The organism is bacterium (assembly GCA_016700035.1).
Lineage (GTDB): Bacteria > Patescibacteriota > Saccharimonadia > CAILAD01.
The window spans coordinates 688,509-712,267 of the sequence record CP064998.1 but is presented as its reverse complement, the minus strand read 5'-3'; the positions used below and the strand labels follow the sequence as shown (position 1 = coordinate 712,267).

The following is a 23,759-nucleotide window of genomic DNA, read 5'->3' as shown; positions in this document are numbered from 1 at the left end:
ATAATTTGTTTCTAGTAAAACAAACTGTTTTGTTAAAAAAATAGTGAGATGAGGTAATAAGAGTATCCGTACTCATGAAAACGACGTAACTTCCGGGTGGCGTCTAAAAATCCAATCTGTAGGTAGGGAATTAATAGCGAAGCGCGAACGGTTCGTAGCTCGCTATTTTCGTCAACTCGCAAATCATCCGCATACTATAAATACTCGAATTAAATTAGACCTTAGCCTGTATCACTTGGAGCGTGCAGGGATCCAGCGCTCAGCCGCAATTGTTGCTACCGTTGTTACAGTGCTGGCTGTCAGTCTAGCTTTAACCGCTCAAACTAAGCATAGTTTTCGGGTATTTGCTGATGAAAAACGGGTGGTGCAAATTTACGTGGATGGCGCACAGCGTAATGTGGTTTCGAGTGGCTCGACAGTGAAGGATATACTAATTGAAAATGGTGTTGAAGTAGGGCGTGGTGATGTGGTGGAGCCTGAGCTAGATACGGTGGTTGATCAGCCAAACTATAACATCAATGTTTATCGAGCTGCCCCTGCAGTGGTAGTGGATAGTGGCAAGTTTACTCAGGTTGTGACTGGTTATCGCTCGGCCCGCAAGATAGCCGCCGCCGCCGGTGTTACTCTGTACCCAGAAGATAAGGCTGAGCTCGAGCAGGTACATGATTTTCAGCCTAGTCGAACTCTAGGGTATAAGGTGGTGGTAGATCGTGCTGTGCCGGTACAATTAGTGGTTTCTGGTGAGCTATATAATATTCGAACTCAGTCTAGTACGGTAGGTGAATTATTAAGTGAGAAGAAAGTTGAATATAGCCCCGAAGATTTACAGGGTATGACTGCCGAAACCCCACTTACGCCTGGTGCTCGGGTGGTCCTATCGAAGATAGTTCAGGAAACACAGGTGGTGCTTGAGGATATAGCGCCGGCTACTCAGACTATTTATGATGCCAATATGGAGGCTGGTAAGAGTGAAACGCGTCGATCGGGAGTGGCTGGTCGTAAGCAGGTGACATATTTGGTGGAAAAGACTCCTGGCCAGCCCGATAAGCGTAGTGTCCTAGATGAGAAAATCTTGGTTGCATCCATTGATACTATTGTAGTGCGCGGTACAAAGATTCCGGTTCGAAGTGGTCAGCCGTCACCCGAACAGTGGGCTCAGTTACGTTTTTGCGAGGCTGGCGGAAATTACGCTAATAAGCGCAATCCATTATATCGTGGTGCCTATCAGTTTAATTACAGTACTTGGAATAATTATGGTGGTTATTACGATCCGGCTGATGCTCCGCCAGAGGTTCAAGATGCAGCCGCTCAAGCTCTTTATGCACGACGTGGCGCTCAGCCTTGGCCAGTCTGTGGACGCTATTTGCGCTAGATATGGATAGGTCTCAGTTAAAAATATTACTGACAAAGTATGACATTCGCCCCAACAAAGGTTTAGGCCAGCATTTTCTGCATGATGAGTCGGTTATCCACGATATGTTGGAGGTGGCCGATATTCGAGGCGCGGATACAGTTTTGGAAGTAGGGCCAGGCCTTGGGGTGCTAACCAGTGCGCTGGTGCAAAGGGCAGGGCAGGTGGTAGTTTTTGAGCTAGATGAAAAACTGGCGGATATTATCGAGTCGCAAGGGGCAGAAAACCTTACCGTAGTACGCGGCGATGCGCTGGAATTACCACTCCCCCCGCGGGGGACTGCTCTCCCCTATAAGGTTGTGGCGAATATCCCCTACTCCATTACCGGTGCGTTGATTCGCCGCCTCATTACTTCCCCATCCGGCCCAATTTCCATGACACTTTTGATGCAGAAGGAAGTGGCCGAGCGAATGTGTGCCAAACCGGGACAGATGAGTGCTCTCTCAGTGGCGGTGCAGTTGCATGGTCGGGCTCAGATTGTACGATTGGTGCCACCAGAGAGTTTTTGGCCAGCCCCAAAAGTGGATTCGGCAGTGGTGCATGTTGATCTTTCAGATGACTTAACACTAGATGTGAACGAGCGAGATTTTATGCGGCTCGTAAAATTTGGCTTCTCGCAAAAGCGTAAACAGCTTAAGAATACGCTGGCGGCGGGGTTACGCGTTGAGCCAGCGGAAATTGAAAAAAGGTTACTCAAGCTTGGCTTGTCTGCTACGGTGCGAGCTCAGGAGCTGTCGATGGAGGAGTGGAAGCGACTTTACGACGTATTCGCAAATTCGTAGCAAGCTTTTATTCTAAATAGTCATTCTGTGAGGGGTTTGCGTATGGCGGGTCGCACCACATGTATTTCTGTGCTATGCCAATCTGGCAATTGAGACGTATTTCCGGCATAATTGTCAATGACTGCGAGCAAAACACCATAGGGTGTGTTATAGACTTGCAGGCGATCTCTTGTGTCTTTTTCTTTATCTACAGAAAGATAGTTTTCTTGCAAGAAATCTTCTTGAACTTCTTGAAGACCCATTCCGCGATACATGCGAGTTTTGATAAATTCTAATAAATCTTCAGCACAAAAACCAGCTTTCATATATTTAGAAGTGTATCCTGAAAGATCAGGTCTAATGGATGCGCTAAATTTTTCGAGAACTCCTTTTAGAATTTCCTCAGCATTTTCTTGGTTGCGGAATTTCCTCTCCGGATCGACAGTTGTATCCATGCTCTCAATCTTTACTGCATCGACGCGCTGGCCGTCGGCCACCTTTACAAGGTTCTCGGTTGTCTGTCGTGTAGTATCTTTTATTTTTTCTTGGATATAGTCATATACACTAACTTCAGTTGATTCTTTTTCGTCGGCAGCTTTCTTAAGATAGCCTTCTACGTCATTCTGTCCATTGGCTTTCGCGATCTCGATTAAGTCCTCAATATTTTTACGGGCATAGGCCGCGGTATTGGCGCGATCTGGATCGGGCTCGGCATCGGGATGACGGTTTAGATAGTCGGCATTTGGGTCTGAGGTGTGCTCACTCATGAAAAGTCTCCTTATTAGGTGGTTTCCGTCTAATTCTCACCTATTTGCAAAAAAAAAACAACTTGGAAGCATATTTTTAGAGACTCAACAGATAATGGCTATGCTATTATAAGTGTATGTCTAAGCGCTTTCGCTGGTTACCTCTTGCGGTAATATTTTTTCTGATAATTGGTATCTTGTTAGTTGCTCGCCATTCTCAGGCGGCGGCTGATTTTACTTATGATATTGACCTCAACTATAAGCTGCAAGATTCTGGCACCACCACGGTGGTAGCAAAATATAAAGTTACTTATAATCGGCCAGATAAAATACTGGATCTGATTCGTATTTCAGCCCCAACTAATGATGTGCAAAATCTCCAGGCCACCTACCCTTCGGGCGAGAAGATAGCTACCAAAGCCGAGCAGAAATCCAGCAATAGTCTAGGCTATAACTACGATTATAAGGAAATTACAGTAGACTTTAATACGCGGGACGCAACAACTACGGCGCTGGAGTTTGTGGTCAGCTATGACACGGCGGAGCTGATGGATGTAAAGGGTTCTTCGCGCACACTATATGTACCGTCGTTGGCACAAATTGGAGCTGACGAGAACTATACCGTTAGTGTTTCGGTGCCTCAGGATTTTGGAAAGGTATTTTCAACTGGTGTAGCACCCGAGCTTAATGGTGTAGATGGTGATCTGGTGCGCTACACTTTTCCCAAGACGGCCGATTTAAAACGTTCGGTTTCGTTATTATTTGGCGAATCGACCATTTATGAGGCTAATTTTGCTTTTCCGCTCAATAATAATACTTCGCAAACTAAGCGTTACACAGTTGCTCTCCCACCCGATACGAGCTCACAAAAGATATTCATTAAGAGTCTATCGCCAGAACCAGTTGCCACTCGATTAGATGGTGATGGCAATGTGCTAGCTGATTACGATGTGCCGGCCCAAACTAAAGTGGTGGTAAATACTGATATTGCAGCCCAAATTAATTACTTGGAATATAATTTATCGGCCAGTGGGAGTATGGCTGATATTCCGACAGAAATAGCTCAAAAATACACCAAACAGACTCAGTATTGGCAGAGCACCAGCCCACAGCTGCAGGTAAAGGCAGCTCAGGCGGTGGCTGGTACGGATAAGGTGATTGATAAGGTGCGCAACCTCTATAAGCTAACGGTGGATACCTTGAGCTACAATAATGAAAAGATTCGCTACAATATCCGACAGGGTAGCGATAAGGCCTTAGCTAACCCAGATAATGCCGTTTGCCTAGAATATTCAGATTTGTTGGTTGCTCTCTTGCGCAGTCAGAATATTCCGGCTCGCATGCCAGTTGGTTACGCTTATGCTGGTAATTTAAAACAATCGAAGGCGGTGGCCGACTCACTGCATAGTTGGGTGGAGGTTTATGTGCCTGGTATTGGCTGGATGAATTTGGACCCAACCTGGGGTGAAAAGTTTGATAACTTCGGCAAGAGTGATTTAGATCACTTTACATTTGCATTGTGGGGAGAACGGGATGATACGCCATCAGCAGTTATGGTGGGCCGGCAAGATATGAACTATCAGTACGAAAACACCACCATTAGCTATGCCGAAAGTTTTCCAGATGCTGATCGGACGGGCACCGCAGAGGTGAGCTCATACGTTATTTTTCCGGGCTTGTCGGTGTCGCATTATGCGGTGATGGCTCCTCAGAATGTGGCTGGTGATAATTATGTAGCACAAATAAAGCACGGTGGAGATACTAATAATGTTAATCTCGGCTCACTTGCTCCACGCCAGCAGTTTAACCAGAATATTGCGGTTTGGGGTGGAGAGTACGCTAAGACTGCGGAGTTATTGTTTGTGCAGAAATCCAATGGTGGCGATACGGTGCTGGCGGTGTCAACTGGCCCAGCTCAGTGGTGGCCATTTATTGTAATTTGCATTGTTATATCTGGAATAATTGGGCTAATTCTGATAAAATTACGCTTTAGAAAGCGCCCTGTAGATGATCTGGCGGATAAGCGTGAGTATATGGCAAAAATTATTGCCGAGAGTAAATCGCAAGACTATATGCCTCCACAGACTACAGTAGAAAACCCAGTTGATCATGACCAATCCAACCCGAAATAACTACTATATAACTACCTCCATTCCTTATGCCAATGCTCGGCCACACCTGGGGCATGCTATGGAATTTATCCAGGCTGATACCTTAGCTCGTTGGCACCGACAAAAAGGCCTTCATGTGTATCTGCAAGTTGGCACTGATGAACATGGTCAGAAGTTATATGAAGCCGCCCACGAAGCCGGTGTAGAGCCATTAAACTTTGTTAATGAGATGAGCGAGAGTTTTGTGCAGTTAGCACGTGACTTACATATTGATTACGATGCCTTTGTACGTACAACCGATACCCATCACAAGCAAGGCGCTCAAGCCTTGTGGCGGGCCTGTCAAAAAGATATTTATAAGGGTACGTATACCGGGCTGTATTGCGTGGCTTGTGAGCTTTTTTATACTGCTAAGGACGCAGTAGAAGATAAATGCCCACTACATCCCAATCGTGAGCTTGAAGAGTTGGCAATTGAGAGTTATTTCTTACGCCTAGCACCCTATCAAGAGCGATTAATTGCACTTTTAGAGTCGGATGAATACAGAATTTTTCCAACCTTACGCAAAAACGAGATTCTGAGCTTTTTAAAAAATAATAAGCTTGCAGATCTCTCTATTTCGCGGCCTAAAAGTCAGTTGGAGTGGGGTGTGGAGGTGCCAGACGACAGTACACATGTAATGTATGTTTGGTTTGATGCCTTAGCCAATTACATCACCGGTGTTGGCTATCCGAATGATAAGGATTTTGCAAAATGGTGGCCGGCCAATTTGCATATTGTTGGTAAGGATATCAATCGGTTTCATTCGGTATATTGGCCAATTATGCTGATGAGTGCTGGTTTGACTACGCCAAAAGCCCTTTATGTACATGGCTTTATTAATGCTCCAGGTGGTGTAAAGATGAGCAAGAGTCTTGGCAATTCGGTGGAGCCGGGAGAGATTATCGATCAATATGGCGCTGAAGCGCTACGTTATTATCTTTTGCGCTACATTCCACACGATGCTGATGGTGAATTTAGTATGGATCGTTTTTATGCAGTTTATACGGCCGATCTAGTAAATAATCTTGGTAATCTGGTGCAGCGCGTGGCTAGTATGTCAACCAAGTATTGCGATGGTCATTTTACCCATTTAAGTGAATTGCGTACTCCCCAGCTTGAAAGACTCGAAGATGCTAGATTTGACGATATATTACAGGATATTTGGAGTCAGCTCGATGCATTAAATGAATCGATTGATAAAAATGAACCTTGGCAGCTAGCCAAGACTAATTTAGACGCGGTGCAAAACCTATTGGATGACTGGATTCATAATATTTTGCAGATTGCCGTCTCGCTCAAGCCGTTTCTTCCAGCTACATCAGAAAAAATGCATAAAATATTTGCTGATGGTCAGGTTGATATGCGAGTTGGGGTTTTGTTTCCACGCCTTGAAAAAGAGTCAGGGCATGACGCCTAATCAATTATTTACTGAGCTGGAGACGGCTAGCCATATGGTGGTAGCAACACACGGCAAGCCGTCGCCAGAAGCGGCCGTAGTATCTTTTTCTTATAATGAGGATTTGCGTGAAATTTATTTTGCATCGGAATCCACCACGCGTAAAATTCAGAATATTTTAAATAATCCTCGGGTGGCTTTAGTGATTGGTTGGGGTAGTTGGACGGCTCAGCTAGAGGGGAAGGCCGACATTCTTGATGGTGATGATAGGGAGCGAGTCATGCGGACTCACATTAAGCGGAATCCGGGTTCGAGCAAATATGCCAGCTTGCCCACCCAGCAATATGTACGCGTAAAAATAGACTGGGCTCGTTTTACAGATTTTCGTAATGGCGAAGCTATACACGAAGTGCAGAGCTTAAAGCATGATTGACACTCACGCCCACTTACATTTTACCGATGCCTTTACCGATGCCCTGTCGACCCTCAATAGGGCCCACGAAGCTGGCGTGGATACAATTATTAATGTTGGCGTCACGCCAGATGATAGTCGTCGAGCTCTAGCTTTTGCGCAGAAGCCCGAATATAGTGTGCGTGCTACTGGTGTTCGGCTCTATGCTACGGCTGGCTTACATCCGCATGAGGCTGGCGCTGGTGATACTGCCCTCGATGCAATTGCTGACTTGGCTGAGGAAGTTGTGGCAATTGGCGAGTGTGGACTAGATTATTATCGTAATCTTGCCACTAAGTCCGAACAAGATCGGGCATTGCGAGCCCAGATTGAAATTGCGCTGGAGCATCATTTACCGTTAATTTTTCATGTTCGAGATGCTTGGTCGGACTTTTTTGCGGTTTTGCGCGATTATCCAGAGGCGGGTGGCGTAATTCATAGCTTTACTGGTACTCAAGCAGAGGTTGAGACGGCGCTCGAGCATCCTGGAGAGTTGTTTTTTGGCTTAAATGGCATCATGACGTTCACTAAAGATGAAGCACAACTAGTGGCTGCTAAGCTGATTCCAGCCGAGCGTCTGTTGGTTGAAACAGATTGTCCATATCTAGCACCGGTGCCATACCGAGGCAAACGTAATGAGCCGGCCTATATTCCGGCGATTGTGGAGTTTTTGGCGACGTTGCGTGGGGTAGATGTGGATAAATTAGCGCATCAAACAGACCATAATGCCGAGCAGTTATTTGGGATTAATTTATGAAGCGCTACTATTTTGATTATGCCGCCGCCACACCGCTTGATGATAAAGTGGCGCAGGCTATGCAGTCGGCGCGCGCGCAGTTTGCCAATCCGGCCAGTCTACATGCTGAAGGACGAGCGGCTCGCGAGGCGCTAGATGATGCTCGCAAGCAGATTGCCAGCGTGCTTGGTGCTCAGGCCCGAGAGATTATTTTTACCAGTGGAGCTACTGAGTCGGATAATTTAGCGATTTTTGGGTCATTAACAGCATCTGGTCAGAATCGGGCACATATTATCACCGCACCTACAGAGCATGCGGCAGTACGATCTTGTATGCAGGTAGCACAGGCTAGTGGCTACAAAGTGCAAGAAATTGAAGTATCGGAAACTGGGATGGTGGATCTTGAGTTGGCTACTCAGTATATAAATGATGATACGGTGCTTATTTCGATTGCGATGGCTACCAGTGAAATTGGCACAATTCAGCCTATTGCCGAGATTGGTCAGCTAGTGCGTAAGATTCGAGTTGATCGACAAGCGCGCGGTATAGCTACGCCAATCATTTTTCATACCGATGCATCGGCTGCATTGGGATTTTTACCATTATCGACCGACCGCTTGGGGGTCGATTTGATGACGCTATCAAGCACCAAAGCCTATGGTCCGGCCGGTATTGGAGCTCTCTATGTCCGTCGTGGTACTCCGCTTACTCCATTAATTGTTGGTGGCCAGCAGGAGTTTAGTCTGCGCTCTGGTACACCAGCCACGGAGCTAGCAGTTGGCTTTGCCGTGGCCGCTACTATAGCTGAAAAATTACGAAAAAAAGAAGTTGCAAGACTAAAATTGTTGCGCGATGAATTGTGGCGTGAGTTACAAAAAATCCCAAATATTATCTTTAATGGCTACAAGAAGCGCCATCTAGCTGGTATTTTGAATGTTGCTTTCCCAGGTTTTGATGGTGAAGATTTAGTGCTAGCACTCGATGCGGCTGGATTTGCAGTAGCAACTGGGGCGGCCTGTACCGAATCGTCTAACGAACCAAGCCATGTTCTGATGGCTTTGGGGTTAACTCGCACTCAAGCTCAAGGGAGTTTGCGGATTTCATTGGGGCGCGAGACGACGCAATCTGATGTAGCTAAGCTAGCCAGCACAATTGCCAAAATCGTCGTACAATAAAGCTATGTTTTTTCATAGTAAGAAAGAGCGTAAGCGACGTAGTCGGACTAGAAAGTTTATTGGCTTTTTAGTTGGTCTGTTTGTCTTCTTCGGAGTGTTGGTTGGGGTTATTTTTGGTGCATCTATTTATCTTTCGCCACAAGATTCGACTAGTCCAGTTGACGCTATTGTGGTTGTTTCCGGTGGGCAAACTCAGACACGGGCTAAGCACGGAATAGAACTGTATAAGAAAAATCTTGCACCAGTAATTATTTTTTCTGGTGCCGCTCTTGATGATGGCCCATCAAATGCTCGTGAAATGGCCGACCTGGCTCGTCGATCGGGTGTGCCAAGCGAGGCAATTATTATTGATGAAGATGCTAAAACAACCTATGAAAATGCCGTTAATTCCAAAAAAATCTTTGAAGAGCATAATATTAAGTCGATCATCCTAGTAACTTCACCCTATCATCAGCGCCGGACGCTCATAACTTTCAGCCAAGTATTGGGTGCTGGCTATACGATTGAAAATAGTTCAAGTTTTGATAATGCCTGGAGTAAGTCAACTTGGTGGGCAACGCCGTTTGGGGTTTGGATAACAGTATCGGAGCTAGTCAAGATTGGCTATATCTATGCGACCGGTAATTATCAATAGTTTTTTGATTTAATGAAAATTGTAATTAAAAAGCCCACCACCGTGAAGTGATGGGTATCTCCTTGAGGATTAGGAGTTTTGACCGACCGATCCGATCCCAGCCTTGGGGAAAGGACTGATATTGCGCAGGATATCGGGCTCATCCTCGGCATAGACGTCGTCAATCTTGCAACCCAGGTGGGCTGCGATGGCATGACGAGGATCTTTTCTGGTGTTTTCAACCAGTTGGGCATTGGCTGGATCTTGGGTGTCATAGCTATTAACGCGTCTCTTGCCCCCGGGCAGGACGGCGTAACTTGCGCTACGGTGCCAGATTTCGATCTGGCCACGATTGGTCTTGCAGTGGTAGGCTCCATCGTGACTGCTGGCAACGAAGTACCTGCGATCGACGGCGTTGGGGTGTTGGAGCCAAGGGGTATGGGTTGACATGCGGACATTACTCCGTTGGGTAGGGTACAAATAGCTTGTCAATAGTAAAATATTTAGATAAGATAGTCAACTATGAGACATCCACAAAAAACTGTCTATGTTGGGCTTTCCGGCGGAGTTGATTCGAGCGTTACGGCCGCTCTACTTTTAGAACAGGGTCATCATGTGGTGGGCGCATATATGAAAAATTGGACTCAAGATATTGCTGGCAATCAGTGTCCGTGGGAAGATGACTTGCGTTCGGCAAAAAGTGTGGCTGCACATCTTGGCATTGAGCTCAAAGTTTTTGATTTGCAAGAGGAGTATCGTCAGCGGGTGGTTGATGTGATGGTGCAGGCATATGCGCGAGGTCTGACTCCAAATCCTGATATACTATGCAATGAAGATATAAAATTTTCTCTGTTTTATAATTTGTGTCGAGCCGATGGAGCTGATTTTGTGGCCACTGGTCATTATGCTCGCATGTTGGAGGGTCGACTTATGCAGGCTATCGATAAGAAAAAGGATCAAACATATTTCTTGTATCGAATGCCGACTCAGTCTGCGCGACAAGTACTTTTTCCGCTGGGAGAGTATGAAAAAACTGAAGTGAGGGGGCTGGCTAAAAAATATGGACTACCAACGGCTAATCGACGTGAAAGTATGGGCCTGTGTTTTGTGGGTAAGGTGCCGTTAAAAGATTTTTTAGGTGAATTTATGGATCTTCAAAGGCCCCATCCTTGATGAGTCCGGAAAAGAGTTAGGTATACATCATGGTGCGGTGTTGTATACAATCGGCCAGCGCCATGGCTTGGGTGTGGGCGGCGGAACCCCATACTATGTGTTATCAAAAGACCTTGCGACCAATAGTATTGTAGTTACGGCAGATCCATCGCAGTTGAGGCGCAGTTATTATGATATTAGCGACACTGTTTGGTGGCAGGAGCCAGAGTCAGCTAAACAGTACTTAGTCCGGATTCGTCATTTGGGGGAACTATTGACCTGCACGTTACACGAACAAGCTGATGGAGTTTGGCGAATTAACTTATTGGCCGGTGCTCATCGTGGTGTGGCATCGGGCCAGCATGCTGTCATTTATGATGGCGAGGCCGTTCTTGGTGGTGGAGTTATTTAAGTAAAAACGCCACATCGATGTGTGGCGTAAGCTACTTTAGTTACACGGGGGAATACGCAAGACGACAGCTAGTGCGTCGGATGATATGGTGGCGTGCATGATTGCGTTGATACCCCGGTATGCGAGCTCTACTGGGCAGATGTTGTGCATCATACAGAATTGAACGATCTCCTCTGCCTCATGAGATTCAAACCAAGTTGTTAGGCCATAGGTATCGTCGCTGTCGTCGTGACCGAAATGATCGTAGAGATCTTCATAGAGCTCGGGGTCGAAGGTACTCATCGCACTCCTTATTACGTCGCGAATGCTCATATTTTGCAACTATTTACATTAAAAATCAAGTACTGTACTCTCCGAAACCCCTTATGCTACACTGCATAGTGAAATAAGGAATATTTTTCTATGGGAATTCTTGGGGATAAATCAAAAGCAAACGGACCCAGCATAGCTGATGGTTCGATGGCGTATATGCCAAAACCAGATGATGATAAGCCAGAGGGCGAAGATGAGATTCGGCTTGATCATAATAAAAAGGAAGAATCAAAAACTATGGCCGACATAGCAGAAGAGCTTGGTGCAGATAAAATTACCAACACGCCTCAAGCTGATACGGTGAAAGTGGGGGTTAAGAATGGGCAAAGAAAAGTAGCACCCAAAGCAAGTACTAAGCCAGAGCCAGAAATTATCACGCCAGAGGTGATTGATGATGGAAATATCCCACCAGCTCTAGAAGCCGAACGATCAGAGGGTGGAAAAGGTGGAGGTAAGGGTTTTCTAATCTTTCTTTTGGTAGTGGCGCTGATTGCAACTGGTATTTTTGGTTATCTGTGGTGGACTCAAAAGCAACAAGTTTCCACCCTGCAGACTGAGGTTAATAAGCTCACCGAAGCTAATAAAGGTTTGTCTGGTGAATCTACATCAACGGCGACATCTACAGCTAGCGATACTCGGCTGGTGCCCGAGCTGGGGTTGACCTATGCTTTTGGTGATAATGTCAAAACTGTTACCTATCGCTTCCGTGAAACAAACGATGTAAATAAGCAGGTGCACCAGGTTATTACTTTTTCATCAACAAAAGTAGTGGAGGCAGAGCGCAAGGTCAGTAATGCGGCACCCAAATGTACGGCAGAATTTAGTCCACTTGGCGCTCTGACAAGCTATAAGGCTGGGGATATCTATAAGGATGGGAAGATTGATGACGTGGAAGTTGATGGCGAGTCGGTACTAAAACTGGGCGATACTTTTTATGTGTATGAGCCTAGTCAATCGGCTTGCTCGGCTGATTCTACTGTGCAGTCGGTAGTGACTGCAGAAAAGCCTGCCGTACAAGGGTTTGTGAAATCATTAAAGGAGCAGAATTAGTATGCACGATAAAATACCAGAACCACTTTCCAGGCCGGTGGAGCCAAACATATCTGGATCAAATGTTCCACCAGTATCGAGCGCTCCGAGCGCCACAGCTAGCTCGACTCCGATGGGTATGCCAGCATCAAATGTGGGCAAGCCAAGTAAGGGTAAGGCGGTGTTGGTGGTCTTGCTGATTCTTATTCTGATGGCGAGTACGGCGGCCTTTGGTTATTTGTGGTGGCAAGCACGGTCAGCTCAAGCGCAGGTGTCGCAAGCTCAAACCGATAAGGCAGCTACCGAAAAGAAGCTAGCCGAAGCTGAGACTAAGGTTAGTGAGCTGGAAAAATCTAGCAAAGAAGCTACTGAAGCACCCAAGAAGACCGATGAAGAATTGCTCAAGCAGTGGGCGTCTGATCAATGTGCTCTTACTGGTAAAACTTTAGAAAAATTTACCCTGACTCTAGTTGAGGGAGATTTTGCTCAGCTTACCTATATTTGTAAGGGTGATAATGAGTCACCTAGTTATTACCTCAAGAAGGTTAATGACCAATGGTATTTGGTGTATCAGGGACTGGGGCCGATTCCAGCTAGCGATAGAACGAAGTATAGTATTCCATCTGGGTTTCCAAGTAACTCTTGAATAGAGCCGTTTAGTGTTAGATAAAGTTGAAGGGGCGCCCTGAGATGGGCGCCCCTTTGGGGTAGAAGCAATGCTTAGCCGGTGAACTTGAGTGCCTTACCGGGCAAGTCTGTGGCCGGCGAGGCCGGAGTAGGTGCTGTCGGGGGAGTTTCACGCACGATGACGACTGGTGGGATCAGCTCTGGTGTGGGCAAGATCCGGCGCGGTCGTGGTTGTCTCAGGCGCGGTCGTCGTTGTTGACGGCATGGAGGTCGTCGTGGTCGTCTCGAGCACCGTGGTCGTGGCGACCTCGGTTGTGGTTGTGGTCTCCGGGGTTTCGTAGCACCCGTAGCTGTCGTCGTAGTACGACGTGGCGCCGGCGCTACCGCCGAAGATGATGACGCCGATGATCACGGCGATGGCACTCAACAGCGCCACGATGGCTCGCTTCTTGGTCATTTTTTGGTGCTCCCTTTGCTGGGGTCGGGGGTCTAGCGGACTTGCCAGAACCGTATAAGAGTAACATAAAATCATAAAAAAGTCAATATTAAAACTCCACAAAATAACATTAGTCGGGTATAATCAACAGATATGAATCAGTATATTCATCGTGTCCCCCGGACTGAACTACAAAGAAAATCCACGGCTACCTATTCTTTTTTTGCTTTGCAACATAGCTTAGGTTATGGTTTGGTACAAGAAAAAGCTCAGTTAGCTTGTGCGCCGTTCTTTTTGCTAAATAGCGAGGAGGCACAATGAACGCTCAAGAGGTCCGTAAGAAATATTTAGAATTTATGGCTCGCCAAGACCATGTAGTTGTGCCACGGGCAAATATTGTACCAGATGGTGATCCCACAACCCTTTTTACTGGGTCTGGTATGCAACCGATGGTGCCTTATTTATTGGGTGAACCACATCCAGAGGGTAGGCGTCTCACTGACTCACAAACCTGTATTCGTGCTCAAGATATTGATGAAGTGGGTGATACTAGTCACACGACATTTTTTGAGATGTTGGGCAATTGGTCTTTGGGTGACTATTTTAAAGAACAGCAAATCCGCTGGTTTTGGGAGTTTTTAATAACCGAATTAAAGCTTGATCCGCATAAAATCTATGTGAGTTGCTTTGCTGGCGATGAAAAGCTCGGCATCCCACGTGATGAAGAGGCGGCTAATGTTTGGCAGGGTCTGTTTGAAGCATCTGGGGTGGAGGCTAAGATTATTGATATTGGGTCGGCAGAAAATGGTGATCGCGATGGCATGCAGGGTGGACGGATTTTCTACTATGATGCTAAGGAAAATTGGTGGAGTAGGGCTGGAACACCAGAGAGTATGCCAGTTGGTGAGCCGGGTGGCCCAGATAGCGAGGTTTTTTATGATTTTGGTGAAGCTTACCATGACTCAAGCTTTGGTCAGCCCCACCCAGCTAGTGATAGCCCTCGATTTATGGAAATTGGTAACTCAGTTTTTATGCAATACATCAAGACTGAGTCGGGCTTTGATGAGCTTCGACATAAGAATATTGATTTTGGTGGCGGGTTAGAGCGCCTGGCTGCCGCCACAATTGACTCGCCAGATGTTTATCGTACCAGCTTACTGTGGCCAATTATGGAAAAGCTTATGGAGTTGACCGATACGGCTTATGAAGGTAAGGAGTCGGCCATGCGGATTATTGCTGACCATGTACGTGGTGCGACTTTTATGGCGGTGGATGGAGTAAGGCCAAGTAATACGGCGCAGGGCTATGTGATGCGACGCTTAATTCGGCGTGCAATTCGTGGTGGTTTAGAGCTGGGTGTGCAGTCGGGTTTGATAGCATCCATTGTGCCAGTAGTAATTGATATTTATAAGGATGATTATGTTGAGGTGGTAGAACGGGCCAAAGATGTGCTGAATGTGTTGCAGGCCGAAGAAGAAGCTTTCCGTAAAACCTTAGAGCGTGGTTTGAGGGAGTTTGAAAAGCGTACCTCGGAGCTTGATTTCTCGCAGCGTCCACCTGTGCCAACTGGAAAACGCACCAAGCTAACTGGCAAACTCATTTTTCAATTGTCTGATACTTATGGTTTTCCGGTGGAGCTAAGTTTGGAAGAAGCAGAAAAAGAGGCGGTAGTAGTAGCAAGCGATTGGCGGGAGGAGTTTGAGCGGCTTTTAGGAGAGCAAAAAGAGCGCTCACGCACCGCTACGGTTGGCCAGTTTAAGGGTGGGTTGGCTGACCATTCGGCTAAAACTGTACAGTACCATACCGCCACTCATTTGATGTATCGGGCACTACGCAATGTTTTGGGTGATCATGTGGTGCAGCGCGGGAGCAATATTACTCCAGAGCGATTGCGGTTTGATTTTTCTCATACTGAAAAGATGACACTAGAACAAATTGCCGAAGTCGAAAAGATAGTGAATGGTGTGATTGAGCGTAATTTGCCAGTCAGTTTTGCCGAGATGAGTAAGGATGAAGCTTTTGAGGCTGGTGCGCTGGGTGCTTTTGGTGAAAAATATCCAGATATTGTGAAGGTCTATACTGTTGGCGATGCGGATGGTGATTGGTATAGCCGCGAGATCTGCGGTGGACCACACGTGCCTCGCACTGGAGAGCTTGGTAAGTTTCGTATTACCAAAGAAGAAAGTTCTTCGGCTGGGGTACGTCGAATTAAAGCCGTTCTAGAATAAAAAACCCGCACTGGAATTAATTGTGCGGGTAACTTGGAATACTTAGATGTCAGACTCTTCATCGAGTAAGTGGTTGGCAATCCAACGCAGGCCAACGTAGCCTGCTACTAGGATGATACCAATGGCAATCCATTTCTTCATGTGTCCTCCTCTCTATTGAGGCGTGCTCGAGTGGTACGGGTACGATTGCTGTGATGCAAGATGTCTTCAGGGCTTTTGTCGTAGTAGCGCGTTATCCGCTCGCTACGATCGACTTTCAGAAAATGTGTCATACCAGTGATACTAGAAGTGAGCGTGAGCCCAACGGTACGAGTAGTTGGGAGGTATTTCGTATTCTCTACATGAAATACACTGCCCCGGTAGAGAATTGTATCATTTGGCCTGATGTCTAAAGCTCTACAGGTGATATATTCTCCTGGCTGACTCACTTCTGACTGCTTTCGGGCTGGCGATATGGCATACCATAACCAGCCATTCCGGAGCCGATCGCCCCAGCTATTGCGCTAATCCCCATCAGGGCAAGTGCACCGGCTGTGGTGAGCAGCATGTACTTCCACTTTTTTCTCATGATCCCCCTTAGGCTATCTTGTGGTGTCGAGTTGACCAGCGGATCAGCTCTTTGGCAGAACGGGTATCTGGGATATCCAGCTTGCGTTTACGAGCGAGATTCTGCAGTTGCCACAAATCGATGCGGTGCTGGTGCAGGCTCTTATCGGCAAAGAAGCGAGCCACAATGAGCATGAAGGTCAACCACAGCGCACCGATTGGAGTGTCGGGATTGACGATAAGAAGCACATAGGCCAGTACAAATGATAGCGACTGGATGGTGAACTTTATTTTACCGAAGACATTCGCACCGGGCAATTCTTGGTCGCCCAGAATATCTACAGTAGCTTTGGTATCGCGCGCAATGAGGATGAGCTTGAACTCAACCCAAATTACCCACAGAATGGCGCCACAAAGTGGTACGAATGTAGCCCAACCCTGTAGCTGCCAAACCACCACGCAGTAGGTCACAGCCAGCACCAGTATGAGTAGCTTATCGGCGGCCGGGTCGATGGCTTTACCAAAATCGGACACGGCATCTAGACGTCGGGCTAGTGGGCCATCCAGCCCATCCAGGGCGATTAATCCACCAGTAATCCCCAGCCACATCCAGGCCGAGTTGCTATTACCATCAAGGATCGCCATACCGAGCTGGTAGGCCACGAAGGGTGAGACGATGATACGAAACACCGACATAGCATTTGGCACCTGGTTGACAACACGAGCCGAACCAGGCCAGTAGTGCTTCATGATGAGCAGCCACCAGCCAAGGAGCCAAAAGGCAGATTGGTCGAGTAGCCATTTTACCTCACGCACCACAGGGGGATCTTCATGCTTGTGATAGCTATAGCCAACACTGTGCATTGGACCGATTCCCTTTCTTTTGATAGGTACAAAGTCAGGCGTGATTATCTCGCATAGAAAGCTCTTTTTCAAGAGTGGGGTGCTACGTGGTAGAATATTGACATATGGCGCTTAAGCTACCTAAGATACCAAACTTCAAGAAGCTATCTCAGCGCGGGTCTACAACCAAGCAGGATCCGTACATTGTTTCTTTGGATATTGGAACGGAATTTGTTAAAGCCTTAATTGGTGAGGTGAAGGGAGATCATGTTGAAATAATCGGTGCGGCTAAACAGCATCAGCGCTTGACCGATATGGCTGGTGGGGCGGTTACCGACATTGCTGGAGTGGTTGATAATTGCGATAAGGCTCTACGGATGGCGGAAAAGATGGCTGGCGTGGTGGCGCGTAATACGGTTATTGGGATTGCAGGCGAGTTAGTGCGAGGCATGAGTACGACGGTCAGTTATCGTCGAGCACGCCCAGAAGTACAGATCGATATGGTGGAGCTAAAAGACATTATTGAGCGGGTTCAGAGGACAGCTTTTGATAAGGTGCGCGATCAATTGTCCTGGGAGACTGGCAGTAGTGATATGCAAGTTAAGTTGGTTAATGCCGCCGTGGTGGATGTGACAATTGATGGGTATCGAGTAACAAACCCCATCGGTTTTCAGGGTCAGGATGTGTCAATTGCGGTCTTTACGGCCTTTGCTCCAATGGTTCACTTGGGAGCTTTGCAGTCGGTGGCGCGCGATTTAGATTTAAATCTAATCAATATTGCAGCTGAGCCGTTTGCGGTTGCTAAAAGTGTGGGGGCCGATGATTCGACCGAGTTTTCGGCAATTTTTATAGATATTGGTGGCGGTACATCGGATATTGCAGTAGTAAATAATGGTGGTGTAGTGGGTACAAAAATGTTTGCGATTGGTGGCCGTAGCTTTACTAAGCGTATTGCTCAAAGCCTCAGTGTGAGCCATGAAGAAGCTGAGAAGCTGAAGCTAGAGCATTCGGCTGGAACGCTGATAAAATCGGAAGAATCGGCTGTAGCTGAGGCGCTTGAGACGGATGTGGAGGTTTGGCTATCTGGTGTAGAGCTTTCGCTATCGGAGTTTGATGAGCTAGATCACTTGCCAAATCGTATTCTACTATGTGGCGGCGGATCGGGTTTACCAGAAATTAAAAAAGCCCTGCAAACGGAATGGTATAAAGATTTGCCGTTTGCTCGGAAGCCAAAGATTGATTTTGTAGCACCGGCCGATGTAAATCGAGTACTGGATCATACCGGCCGACTAACCAGCCCACAGGACATCACTACAATGGGGCTGGCAAACTTAGCACTAGATATTGTTGGCAGTGAGCCGAAGGGCGAACAACTCTTGCAACGCTTAAGTCGTACTCTATCAATCTAGATTTATCGCCAATGAGCGGTAATAGCTTAGTGCCTTATCTAGATTAATTGTATAGATGGGTTCATTATTTATCTTGTAGTTGGCTACATTTCTTTTTTATTTGCCGACTTCTTGTATAATGAGGTGTATAAAAGCTTATGGCAGAACATGAAGAAAGTATTATTTATCTTGAGCATGACGCTGAGATAACCGAAGCAATTACAAAGCTTAAAAAAGCCGAGTCTAGCACTGTACGTATTGTTGTGCCGCCTCGATCTCCACTTTTGCAGAGTATTGTTAATCTTAAACTTCTAAAAAAGGGAGCCAGCGCAAAAAAGAAGAAACTAGTTTTAGTCACGGGAGATAAGTCGGCCACAGCACTTGCTGGCAAGGTTGGTATTCCAGTTGCTAAAAATGTTAAAGCCGAGGCTAGTATCCCGGAGGTTGATCCAGCACCAAAGCTATCGAAGCCGTCTACCGCAACGGAGTCACCATTGGTGGCTGACACTCAAGATGCTAGCAAGGATGATAGGGATGATTTACCTATTCAACGCTTTGATGAACCGGGAGATAAAAAGAAAAAAGCTAAAAAAGCAAAATCAACTAAGAATTCTGGTCGGGGCAAAGTGCCGAATTATAATAAGTTCCAAAAATGGATTTGGATTGGTTTGTCGGGGCTTGGTGCAATTATTGTGATCTGGCTGCTGACGGCTTTTGTGCAAACGGTTACGGTTAATGTTCAGGCTGTGGCCGACCGGCGCGATGTTAATACGCAGTTTACTCTAGTTACTACCGGAACGGCATCGGGCAATGTGATTGTCGCCAAGACTTTGGAGTCTACCAAAGATCTTTCCCAGAGTGTTGAAGCTACTGGTGAGAAAGATGTTGGTTCCAAGGCCAGTGGATCGGTGGCACTTAAGAACTGTGAAGACTCCAATTCGCGCACACTACCAGCGGGGTCGAAGGTTACAACTGCTGGTAAGATATTTGTCACTAATGCTTCGGCTACCCTTCCGGAAGGTGAATTTTCGGGCGGCGGTACAGTTTGCAATTCAAAGTCTGTCACTGTAGCTGTTACGGCATCGGAAAATGGTGATTCTTATAATTTCTCTAATACTACCTTCACTGTGGTTGGTCTTTCTTCACGGATCTCTGGTGCTGGCACAACATCTGGCGGGGTTTCGAAGGTGGTAAAAGTGGTGTCACAGGCTGATGTTGATTCTACTGTAAAGACCTTGCTTGAGGGGTCAAAAGCCGAAGCTCTATCAGACTTAAAAGATCAAGCTAGTGATAGCGAAAAAGTTTTTGACGACACGCTTACCGCTGCTGTTATGACACAATCTTCTAATCCGCCAGTTGGTACAGAGGCGTCAAATGTAACGGTCAATGTGAAGGCTAAATATACAGTCCTTGTAGCAAGTGAAGATGATTTAGTAGGGGTGGTGGAGACCGCTCTAGCACCTGAGCTAAAAGATGGCTCAAAGGTTCTGGATGCTGGTCTTGATCAGGCTAAATACTCCCCCAAAGGGCAAACTAAAACCGGCTATAGTTATGGGCTATCTGCAGTTGCCTATATCGGTCAACCGATTGATACCGAAGCTCTCAAGCAGGATGTTGCTGGAAAAGCTAAGAAAGAAGTAGCTGATATCGCCAAGCAGCACCCTAATGTTACCGGCGCAACAGTCGATGGCTGGCCATTGGTGCCAAATATGCCAATCCCAGTTAATAATATTCAGGTCAAAATATCGGTTACTAAATGAGCAATATGGGGGCAGAGCACATTGAGGAGGCTATCAGGGAGTCATTTTTAGGCGTAGATACTGGCGATGTGCGAGTGGGTATTGCCATCAAGCCCGGGGGTGCAACGCGAGCCGAGCCAGTATGTGTATTGCAGCAGGACGCAAATACTTTTACCCATATTATTGATCAGGCCAGAAAACAGAAAGTAGAAACTATAATAGTTGGCTTACCGCGTGATATTAACGGCAATGAGACAGCTCAGACTCGCAAGGCCCGTAATTTTGCTGGTGAGTTAGCGGATGTTTCGGGATTGCATATAATTTTACATGATGAGTTTTCTACCTCTGAGCGAGCTCGAGCACGATTAGGTAGGCTCACCCGTGACGAAGAGAAAGCTCAGTTGGATGCTATGGCGGCGACAGTTTTGCTCGATGACTACATGGAAAGCATGGTCGAATAAAATAATGCCACAACAGCCACGGAGCCAAAATTTAGGCTCGAGCCATGCTACTGCAAAACGTCCTGATGGGGCACGAAAAATAGCTAAAACGCTAGTGATTATAGTTTCACTAGGGATAATAATGACGGTTCTGATTTTTGGTTGGGCATTATATTCGATTAATACATCGTCTGGCATGGGCGCACCAAAGCTTATTACGATTAAAGAAGGTAGTTCGATCGACTCTATTGCTCAGGATTTGAAGAGTAGTGCGATTATCTCAAACACCACACTTTTTAGCTTGTATGCTCGGCTTGGTCCAGCGCGTGGCCAGCTCAAGCCAGGGCCGTATATGCTTGCTTCAGGGATGTCGACGGTTCAAATTGTTGATTATCTGGCTTCCGGCAAAATTGCTTCTCGGCAAATTACTATTGCTGAAGGTAAGACTATTAAGCAGATTGGTGTTGCTTTAGAAAAAGATACAGGTTTTACGGGTCAGGAATTTGAGTCGCTCGCCAGAACTCAGCCAGAAGCTAACCAGTTATTACGTCAACTTGAGGCACCAACTAGCGAGACCAACCCGGAAGGGGTTTATTTCCCTGATACTTATGAGATTCTTAAAAATCAAGACGCAAGTGTATTGGCTCAGAAGATGCTCGCAACTTTTAAGTCTGAAGCACTAAGCTATTTAGTTAATCCGGCGCCTGAAGCTGGTAAAACGGTGCATCCGTATGTTGCTCGTCTCACACCATATCAACGGTTAATCTTGGCTTCAATGGTGGAAAAAGAGGCAGCTAAAAGTGACGACCGGGCAAAAATTGCAGCCGTTTTTTATAACCGACTAAATGATGGAATGCGCTTGGAGAGCGACCCAACCATCAATTATGCTACCGGTAAAGTTGTGCCATCAGCCCAAGATTTGACGATTAATTCGCCGTACAATACCTATCGCACAAAGGGTCTGCCACCAACGCCAATTTGCAACCCAAGTCTTGACTCAATTAAGGCGGTAATATACGCCCAGCCAAATGATTATTACTTTTTTATCGGTAAAGATAGGCAAGTTTATTTTGCTCAAACCTATGCCGAACACCAGGCTAATATTAAAAAACACTTACAGTAATTGTAAAAAGCTGTGGATTACTGAGTGGTCCGTATATCAGGGTATTTTTAGTAAAGTAGCTAATTTTACAGATATGAATCGGCTTGTTGACAGTGCTACGGGGCTTTGTTAGTATAGCGAACGTAGCTTTTTGAAAGCCTGTGGTGGAGTTGTAAGCCTAATCTTGGTGTCCCTCCGCTTACCCCACAGTTTGCTTCTCAAAAAACTCCTGTCTATCCAGTCTGATACGACGCACGAATACAATAACTTTAGGTCGATTGTGCGTTTGTCCACTACCAGTGGAGACCGACTGCGAAGACAGTTAATATAAAGCTTGAATATCGGCGGGTTACTTTTATAACAATAACCAAAAGTGAAACCGACAGTCGCAAGCAACGGAGTGCTCTATTTGTAGAATAAGCCCAAGCATCGCTTCATCTGCAAACCACACAGCTGGTGTGCTAAATGGAGTGGCGAAGACTTCTTCTTACACAAACACCCCTCAGACTGAAGAGGGTACAAATCAAAGCCCAGCCCATTCATTTTTGATGGGCCACGGGACTAAAGTAAAAAAATCAATTTCTCATGGTGGCGCCTGGCGTCTGGCCTCGCATGCCCTAGTTGTGGCTGGTGCAATTTTTATTGTTGCAGCTGGTAAAATTCAAGCCGAAAGTATTACTGGCCTTAAGGGTGGAGGGCGCGGAGCCACTTCGACTGAGGATCAATCAACGATGTTGGCGGCTGGGGCGATATTGGCTGAACAGAGCCATTCGCTAATTGCGGCCGATGTAAAGGAACGAGCTGTAACTGTGGCTGGTCAAGCTAAGCTAGCTACAACTGGCGAGTCATTCCTTTCTAAGAGGGCGCCAATTGCCAGTGGTGGTGTTGCGAATCGAACGGTTAGCATCCATACAGTAGCTGGTGGTGAAACCGTCTCGGCAATCGCACAAAAATATGGCGTTACTAGTGATACAGTGCTGTGGGCAAATGACTTAGCGACCGATGCAGTCCTAAAGCCTGGCTCGAAGCTTACGATATTGCCGGTTAATGGTCTGCTGTATTCTGTCACTGGTGGTGAAACTCTTGAAGAGCTAGCTTCACGCTATCAGGCTAGTGCTAATCTTATAGATAGCTTTAACCAGCTAGAGGGCAAACCACTAGCGGTTGGGCAAAAGATTATCATCCCAGATGGTATTAAGCCAGATAATAGTCCAGATCCTGCGCCAGTTACACGGCTTGCCAGCGTTGCCGCTCAGCCTAAGCCAACCATCGCCAACTTTAAGCCGACTTTTGGTGGTAATAGCTATACGCGTGGATACTGCACTTATTATGTAGCAAGCCGACGGTCTATTCCCGGTAACTGGGGTAATGCTAGTCAGTGGTACTATAACGCAATCGCTTCAGGTTATGCAGTTGGTGCCGCACCTCAGGCTGGTGCAATTGCTCAAACAGCTGACGGCTGGGGCGGATATGGTCATGTGGCCTACGTTGAGAGTGTTAACGGTGGTATGGTGACTGTTTCAGAGATGAACTATAACGGTGGTTGGAACCGAGTTAGTTCGCGAACCGTACCAGCTAGTACTTTCCGCTACATCTATTAAAAAAGCTAACCATAAAAGAAGCCGACCCAGAACATTTTCATCGGGTCGGTTTTGTTTAGAGAATACTGGCTAGCACCAGGCCACCACCATACATGATAATGCATAGTGATGAGATGACGATAAGTAGCCACCCTCGGTAGCGATCTTGATGCTTGACGAAGTCAGCATCGGAGTCGAGATCGGCATGGGGGTTTTGTGCGATGATTCGCTTAGTGTCAGTGACAATTAGAGCATATACCACTAGCTGTTTGTGCCAGCTAATCCGCAATATCACTAAGCCAATTAGAATGGCGACTATGCCCTTAAGCAGATCCATGGGTATGACTTTTCATCTTAAGAGAAGCGCATGATAGATAGGCAATAAATAAGCAATAGTTTTTGGTCTGCATAGTCCCCCCGATGCAAATAGGTGCAAGCTTAGTGCAATATAACCATAAATCTGTTATACTGTCAAAGTTTTAA

Annotated in this window: 24 protein-coding genes; 19 read left to right on the top strand and 5 right to left on the bottom strand. The window is 46.5% G+C overall.

Annotated features, from left to right (window positions below):
- The first annotated feature begins 235 nt into the window (after positions 1-235).
- Positions 236-1,372: a DUF348 domain-containing protein gene (locus IPM44_03575; GenBank protein ID QQS26773.1), complete on the top strand. Its 1,137-nt coding sequence runs from the start codon at positions 236-238 to the stop codon at positions 1,370-1,372.
- A gap of 2 nt (positions 1,373-1,374) precedes the next feature.
- The gene (gene rsmA / locus IPM44_03570; GenBank protein ID QQS26772.1) at positions 1,375-2,193 is read left to right on the top strand and encodes a ribosomal RNA small subunit methyltransferase A; all 819 of its coding nucleotides are present in this window, start codon (positions 1,375-1,377) and stop codon (positions 2,191-2,193) included.
- Positions 2,194-2,213: 20 nt separating this feature from the next.
- Here the strand turns inward: rsmA and IPM44_03565 are convergent, their stop codons facing one another.
- Positions 2,214-2,939 (bottom strand): hypothetical protein, encoded by a 726-nt coding sequence (locus IPM44_03565; GenBank protein QQS26771.1) that lies wholly within the window; start codon positions 2,937-2,939, stop codon positions 2,214-2,216.
- A gap of 116 nt (positions 2,940-3,055) precedes the next feature.
- Here IPM44_03565 and IPM44_03560 point away from each other — a divergent pair, with 116 nt between their 5' ends.
- From IPM44_03560 to IPM44_03510, 11 genes are all read left to right on the top strand, one after another.
- Positions 3,056-5,050 (top strand): transglutaminase family protein, encoded by a 1,995-nt coding sequence (locus IPM44_03560; protein ID QQS26770.1) that lies wholly within the window; start codon positions 3,056-3,058, stop codon positions 5,048-5,050.
- Positions 5,028-6,488 (top strand): methionine--tRNA ligase, encoded by a 1,461-nt coding sequence (locus IPM44_03555; protein QQS26769.1) that lies wholly within the window; start codon positions 5,028-5,030, stop codon positions 6,486-6,488. The genes IPM44_03560 and IPM44_03555 overlap by 23 nt, the downstream gene beginning before the upstream one ends.
- Positions 6,478-6,900 (top strand): pyridoxamine 5'-phosphate oxidase family protein, encoded by a 423-nt coding sequence (locus IPM44_03550; GenBank protein ID QQS26768.1) that lies wholly within the window; start codon positions 6,478-6,480, stop codon positions 6,898-6,900. The genes IPM44_03555 and IPM44_03550 overlap by 11 nt, the downstream gene beginning before the upstream one ends.
- Positions 6,893-7,675, top strand: a complete 783-nt coding sequence (locus IPM44_03545) for a TatD family hydrolase (protein ID QQS26767.1) — start codon at positions 6,893-6,895, stop codon at positions 7,673-7,675. The genes IPM44_03550 and IPM44_03545 overlap by 8 nt, the downstream gene beginning before the upstream one ends.
- Complete coding sequence (locus tag IPM44_03540; GenBank protein QQS26766.1) at positions 7,672-8,829, top strand: cysteine desulfurase; 1,158 nt, start codon at positions 7,672-7,674, stop codon at positions 8,827-8,829. Before IPM44_03545 ends, IPM44_03540 begins: the two co-directional genes overlap by 4 nt.
- A gap of 4 nt (positions 8,830-8,833) precedes the next feature.
- Positions 8,834-9,463, top strand: coding sequence for a YdcF family protein (locus IPM44_03535; protein ID QQS26765.1), 630 nt, complete (start codon positions 8,834-8,836; stop codon positions 9,461-9,463).
- A gap of 192 nt (positions 9,464-9,655) precedes the next feature.
- The gene (locus IPM44_03530) at positions 9,656-9,889 is read left to right on the top strand and encodes a hypothetical protein (GenBank protein ID QQS26764.1); all 234 of its coding nucleotides are present in this window, start codon (positions 9,656-9,658) and stop codon (positions 9,887-9,889) included.
- A gap of 75 nt (positions 9,890-9,964) precedes the next feature.
- On the top strand, positions 9,965-10,615 hold the full coding sequence (gene mnmA / locus IPM44_03525; GenBank protein QQS26763.1) for a tRNA 2-thiouridine(34) synthase MnmA: 651 nt from the start codon (positions 9,965-9,967) through the stop codon (positions 10,613-10,615).
- Positions 10,581-11,006 carry a hypothetical protein gene (locus IPM44_03520; GenBank protein ID QQS26762.1) on the top strand — a complete coding sequence of 142 codons (426 nt, stop codon included), beginning with the start codon at positions 10,581-10,583 and terminating at the stop codon, positions 11,004-11,006. Before mnmA ends, IPM44_03520 begins: the two co-directional genes overlap by 35 nt.
- Positions 11,007-11,408: 402 nt before the next feature.
- On the top strand, positions 11,409-12,368 hold the full coding sequence (locus tag IPM44_03515; protein ID QQS26761.1) for a hypothetical protein: 960 nt from the start codon (positions 11,409-11,411) through the stop codon (positions 12,366-12,368).
- Position 12,369: 1 nt separating this feature from the next.
- The gene (locus IPM44_03510) at positions 12,370-12,993 is read left to right on the top strand and encodes a hypothetical protein (GenBank protein QQS26760.1); all 624 of its coding nucleotides are present in this window, start codon (positions 12,370-12,372) and stop codon (positions 12,991-12,993) included.
- A 150-nt stretch (positions 12,994-13,143) separates the two neighbouring features.
- Here the strand turns inward: IPM44_03510 and IPM44_03505 are convergent, their stop codons facing one another.
- The gene (locus IPM44_03505; protein QQS26759.1) at positions 13,144-13,431 is read right to left on the bottom strand and encodes a hypothetical protein; all 288 of its coding nucleotides are present in this window, start codon (positions 13,429-13,431) and stop codon (positions 13,144-13,146) included.
- Between the two features lie 296 nt (positions 13,432-13,727).
- Between IPM44_03505 and IPM44_03500 the strand changes: the two genes are divergently transcribed.
- Entirely contained in the window at positions 13,728-15,638 is a 1,911-nt protein-coding gene (locus IPM44_03500; protein ID QQS26758.1) for an alanine--tRNA ligase, read from the top strand.
- 424 nt (positions 15,639-16,062) lie between these two features.
- On the opposite strand, the gene IPM44_03495 is transcribed toward IPM44_03500, so the two are convergent.
- Both IPM44_03495 and IPM44_03490 read right to left on the bottom strand, forming a co-directional pair.
- Positions 16,063-16,206 (bottom strand): hypothetical protein, encoded by a 144-nt coding sequence (locus IPM44_03495; GenBank protein ID QQS26757.1) that lies wholly within the window; start codon positions 16,204-16,206, stop codon positions 16,063-16,065.
- An 8-nt stretch (positions 16,207-16,214) separates the two neighbouring features.
- On the bottom strand, positions 16,215-17,048 hold the full coding sequence (locus IPM44_03490; protein QQS26756.1) for a CDP-alcohol phosphatidyltransferase family protein: 834 nt from the start codon (positions 17,046-17,048) through the stop codon (positions 16,215-16,217).
- A 104-nt stretch (positions 17,049-17,152) separates the two neighbouring features.
- On the opposite strand from IPM44_03490, the gene IPM44_03485 reads away from it, so the two are divergent.
- The 5 genes from IPM44_03485 to IPM44_03465 all read left to right on the top strand — a co-directional run bounded on the left by IPM44_03485 (position 17,153) and on the right by IPM44_03465 (position 23,297).
- Entirely contained in the window at positions 17,153-18,436 is a 1,284-nt protein-coding gene (locus IPM44_03485) for a rod shape-determining protein (GenBank protein QQS26755.1), read from the top strand.
- Positions 18,437-18,573: 137 nt separating this feature from the next.
- A complete protein-coding gene (locus IPM44_03480; protein QQS26754.1) occupies positions 18,574-20,175 on the top strand; it encodes a hypothetical protein in 1,602 nt (533 codons plus the stop codon).
- A gap of 5 nt (positions 20,176-20,180) precedes the next feature.
- On the top strand, positions 20,181-20,615 hold the full coding sequence (gene ruvX, locus IPM44_03475; protein ID QQS26753.1) for a Holliday junction resolvase RuvX: 435 nt from the start codon (positions 20,181-20,183) through the stop codon (positions 20,613-20,615).
- Positions 20,616-20,619: 4 nt separating this feature from the next.
- Positions 20,620-21,717, top strand: coding sequence for an endolytic transglycosylase MltG (gene mltG, locus IPM44_03470; GenBank protein ID QQS26752.1), 1,098 nt, complete (start codon positions 20,620-20,622; stop codon positions 21,715-21,717).
- Between the two features lie 449 nt (positions 21,718-22,166).
- The gene (locus tag IPM44_03465; GenBank protein QQS26751.1) at positions 22,167-23,297 is read left to right on the top strand and encodes a LysM peptidoglycan-binding domain-containing protein; all 1,131 of its coding nucleotides are present in this window, start codon (positions 22,167-22,169) and stop codon (positions 23,295-23,297) included.
- A 55-nt stretch (positions 23,298-23,352) separates the two neighbouring features.
- Here IPM44_03465 and IPM44_03460 read toward each other — a convergent pair whose 3' ends face one another.
- Positions 23,353-23,613: a hypothetical protein gene (locus IPM44_03460; GenBank protein QQS26750.1), complete on the bottom strand. Its 261-nt coding sequence runs from the start codon at positions 23,611-23,613 to the stop codon at positions 23,353-23,355.
- Positions 23,614-23,759: the final 146 nt, after the last annotated feature.

Excerpts from the sequence above, each read along its gene's own strand:
- rsmA (QQS26772.1), top strand. The coding sequence starts at position 1,375 with ATGGATAGGTCTCAGTTAAAAATATTACTGACAAAGTATGACATTCGC.
- IPM44_03565 (QQS26771.1), bottom strand. The coding sequence starts at position 2,939 with ATGAGTGAGCACACCTCAGACCCAAATGCCGACTATCTAAACCGTCAT.
- IPM44_03560 (QQS26770.1), top strand. The coding sequence starts at position 3,056 with ATGTCTAAGCGCTTTCGCTGGTTACCTCTTGCGGTAATATTTTTTCTG.
- IPM44_03555 (QQS26769.1), top strand. The coding sequence starts at position 5,028 with ATGACCAATCCAACCCGAAATAACTACTATATAACTACCTCCATTCCT.
- IPM44_03550 (QQS26768.1), top strand. The coding sequence starts at position 6,478 with ATGACGCCTAATCAATTATTTACTGAGCTGGAGACGGCTAGCCATATG.
- IPM44_03545 (QQS26767.1), top strand. The coding sequence starts at position 6,893 with ATGATTGACACTCACGCCCACTTACATTTTACCGATGCCTTTACCGAT.
- IPM44_03540 (QQS26766.1), top strand. The coding sequence starts at position 7,672 with ATGAAGCGCTACTATTTTGATTATGCCGCCGCCACACCGCTTGATGAT.
- IPM44_03535 (QQS26765.1), top strand. The coding sequence starts at position 8,834 with ATGTTTTTTCATAGTAAGAAAGAGCGTAAGCGACGTAGTCGGACTAGA.
- IPM44_03530 (QQS26764.1), top strand. The coding sequence starts at position 9,656 with ATGACGAGGATCTTTTCTGGTGTTTTCAACCAGTTGGGCATTGGCTGG.
- mnmA (QQS26763.1), top strand. The coding sequence starts at position 9,965 with ATGAGACATCCACAAAAAACTGTCTATGTTGGGCTTTCCGGCGGAGTT.
- IPM44_03515 (QQS26761.1), top strand. The coding sequence starts at position 11,409 with ATGGGAATTCTTGGGGATAAATCAAAAGCAAACGGACCCAGCATAGCT.
- IPM44_03510 (QQS26760.1), top strand. The coding sequence starts at position 12,370 with ATGCACGATAAAATACCAGAACCACTTTCCAGGCCGGTGGAGCCAAAC.
- IPM44_03505 (QQS26759.1), bottom strand. The coding sequence starts at position 13,431 with ATGACCAAGAAGCGAGCCATCGTGGCGCTGTTGAGTGCCATCGCCGTG.
- IPM44_03500 (QQS26758.1), top strand. The coding sequence starts at position 13,728 with ATGAACGCTCAAGAGGTCCGTAAGAAATATTTAGAATTTATGGCTCGC.
- IPM44_03495 (QQS26757.1), bottom strand. The coding sequence starts at position 16,206 with ATGAGAAAAAAGTGGAAGTACATGCTGCTCACCACAGCCGGTGCACTT.
- IPM44_03490 (QQS26756.1), bottom strand. The coding sequence starts at position 17,048 with ATGCACAGTGTTGGCTATAGCTATCACAAGCATGAAGATCCCCCTGTG.
- IPM44_03485 (QQS26755.1), top strand. The coding sequence starts at position 17,153 with ATGGCGCTTAAGCTACCTAAGATACCAAACTTCAAGAAGCTATCTCAG.
- IPM44_03480 (QQS26754.1), top strand. The coding sequence starts at position 18,574 with ATGGCAGAACATGAAGAAAGTATTATTTATCTTGAGCATGACGCTGAG.
- ruvX (QQS26753.1), top strand. The coding sequence starts at position 20,181 with ATGGGGGCAGAGCACATTGAGGAGGCTATCAGGGAGTCATTTTTAGGC.
- mltG (QQS26752.1), top strand. The coding sequence starts at position 20,620 with ATGCCACAACAGCCACGGAGCCAAAATTTAGGCTCGAGCCATGCTACT.
- IPM44_03460 (QQS26750.1), bottom strand. The coding sequence starts at position 23,613 with ATGGATCTGCTTAAGGGCATAGTCGCCATTCTAATTGGCTTAGTGATA.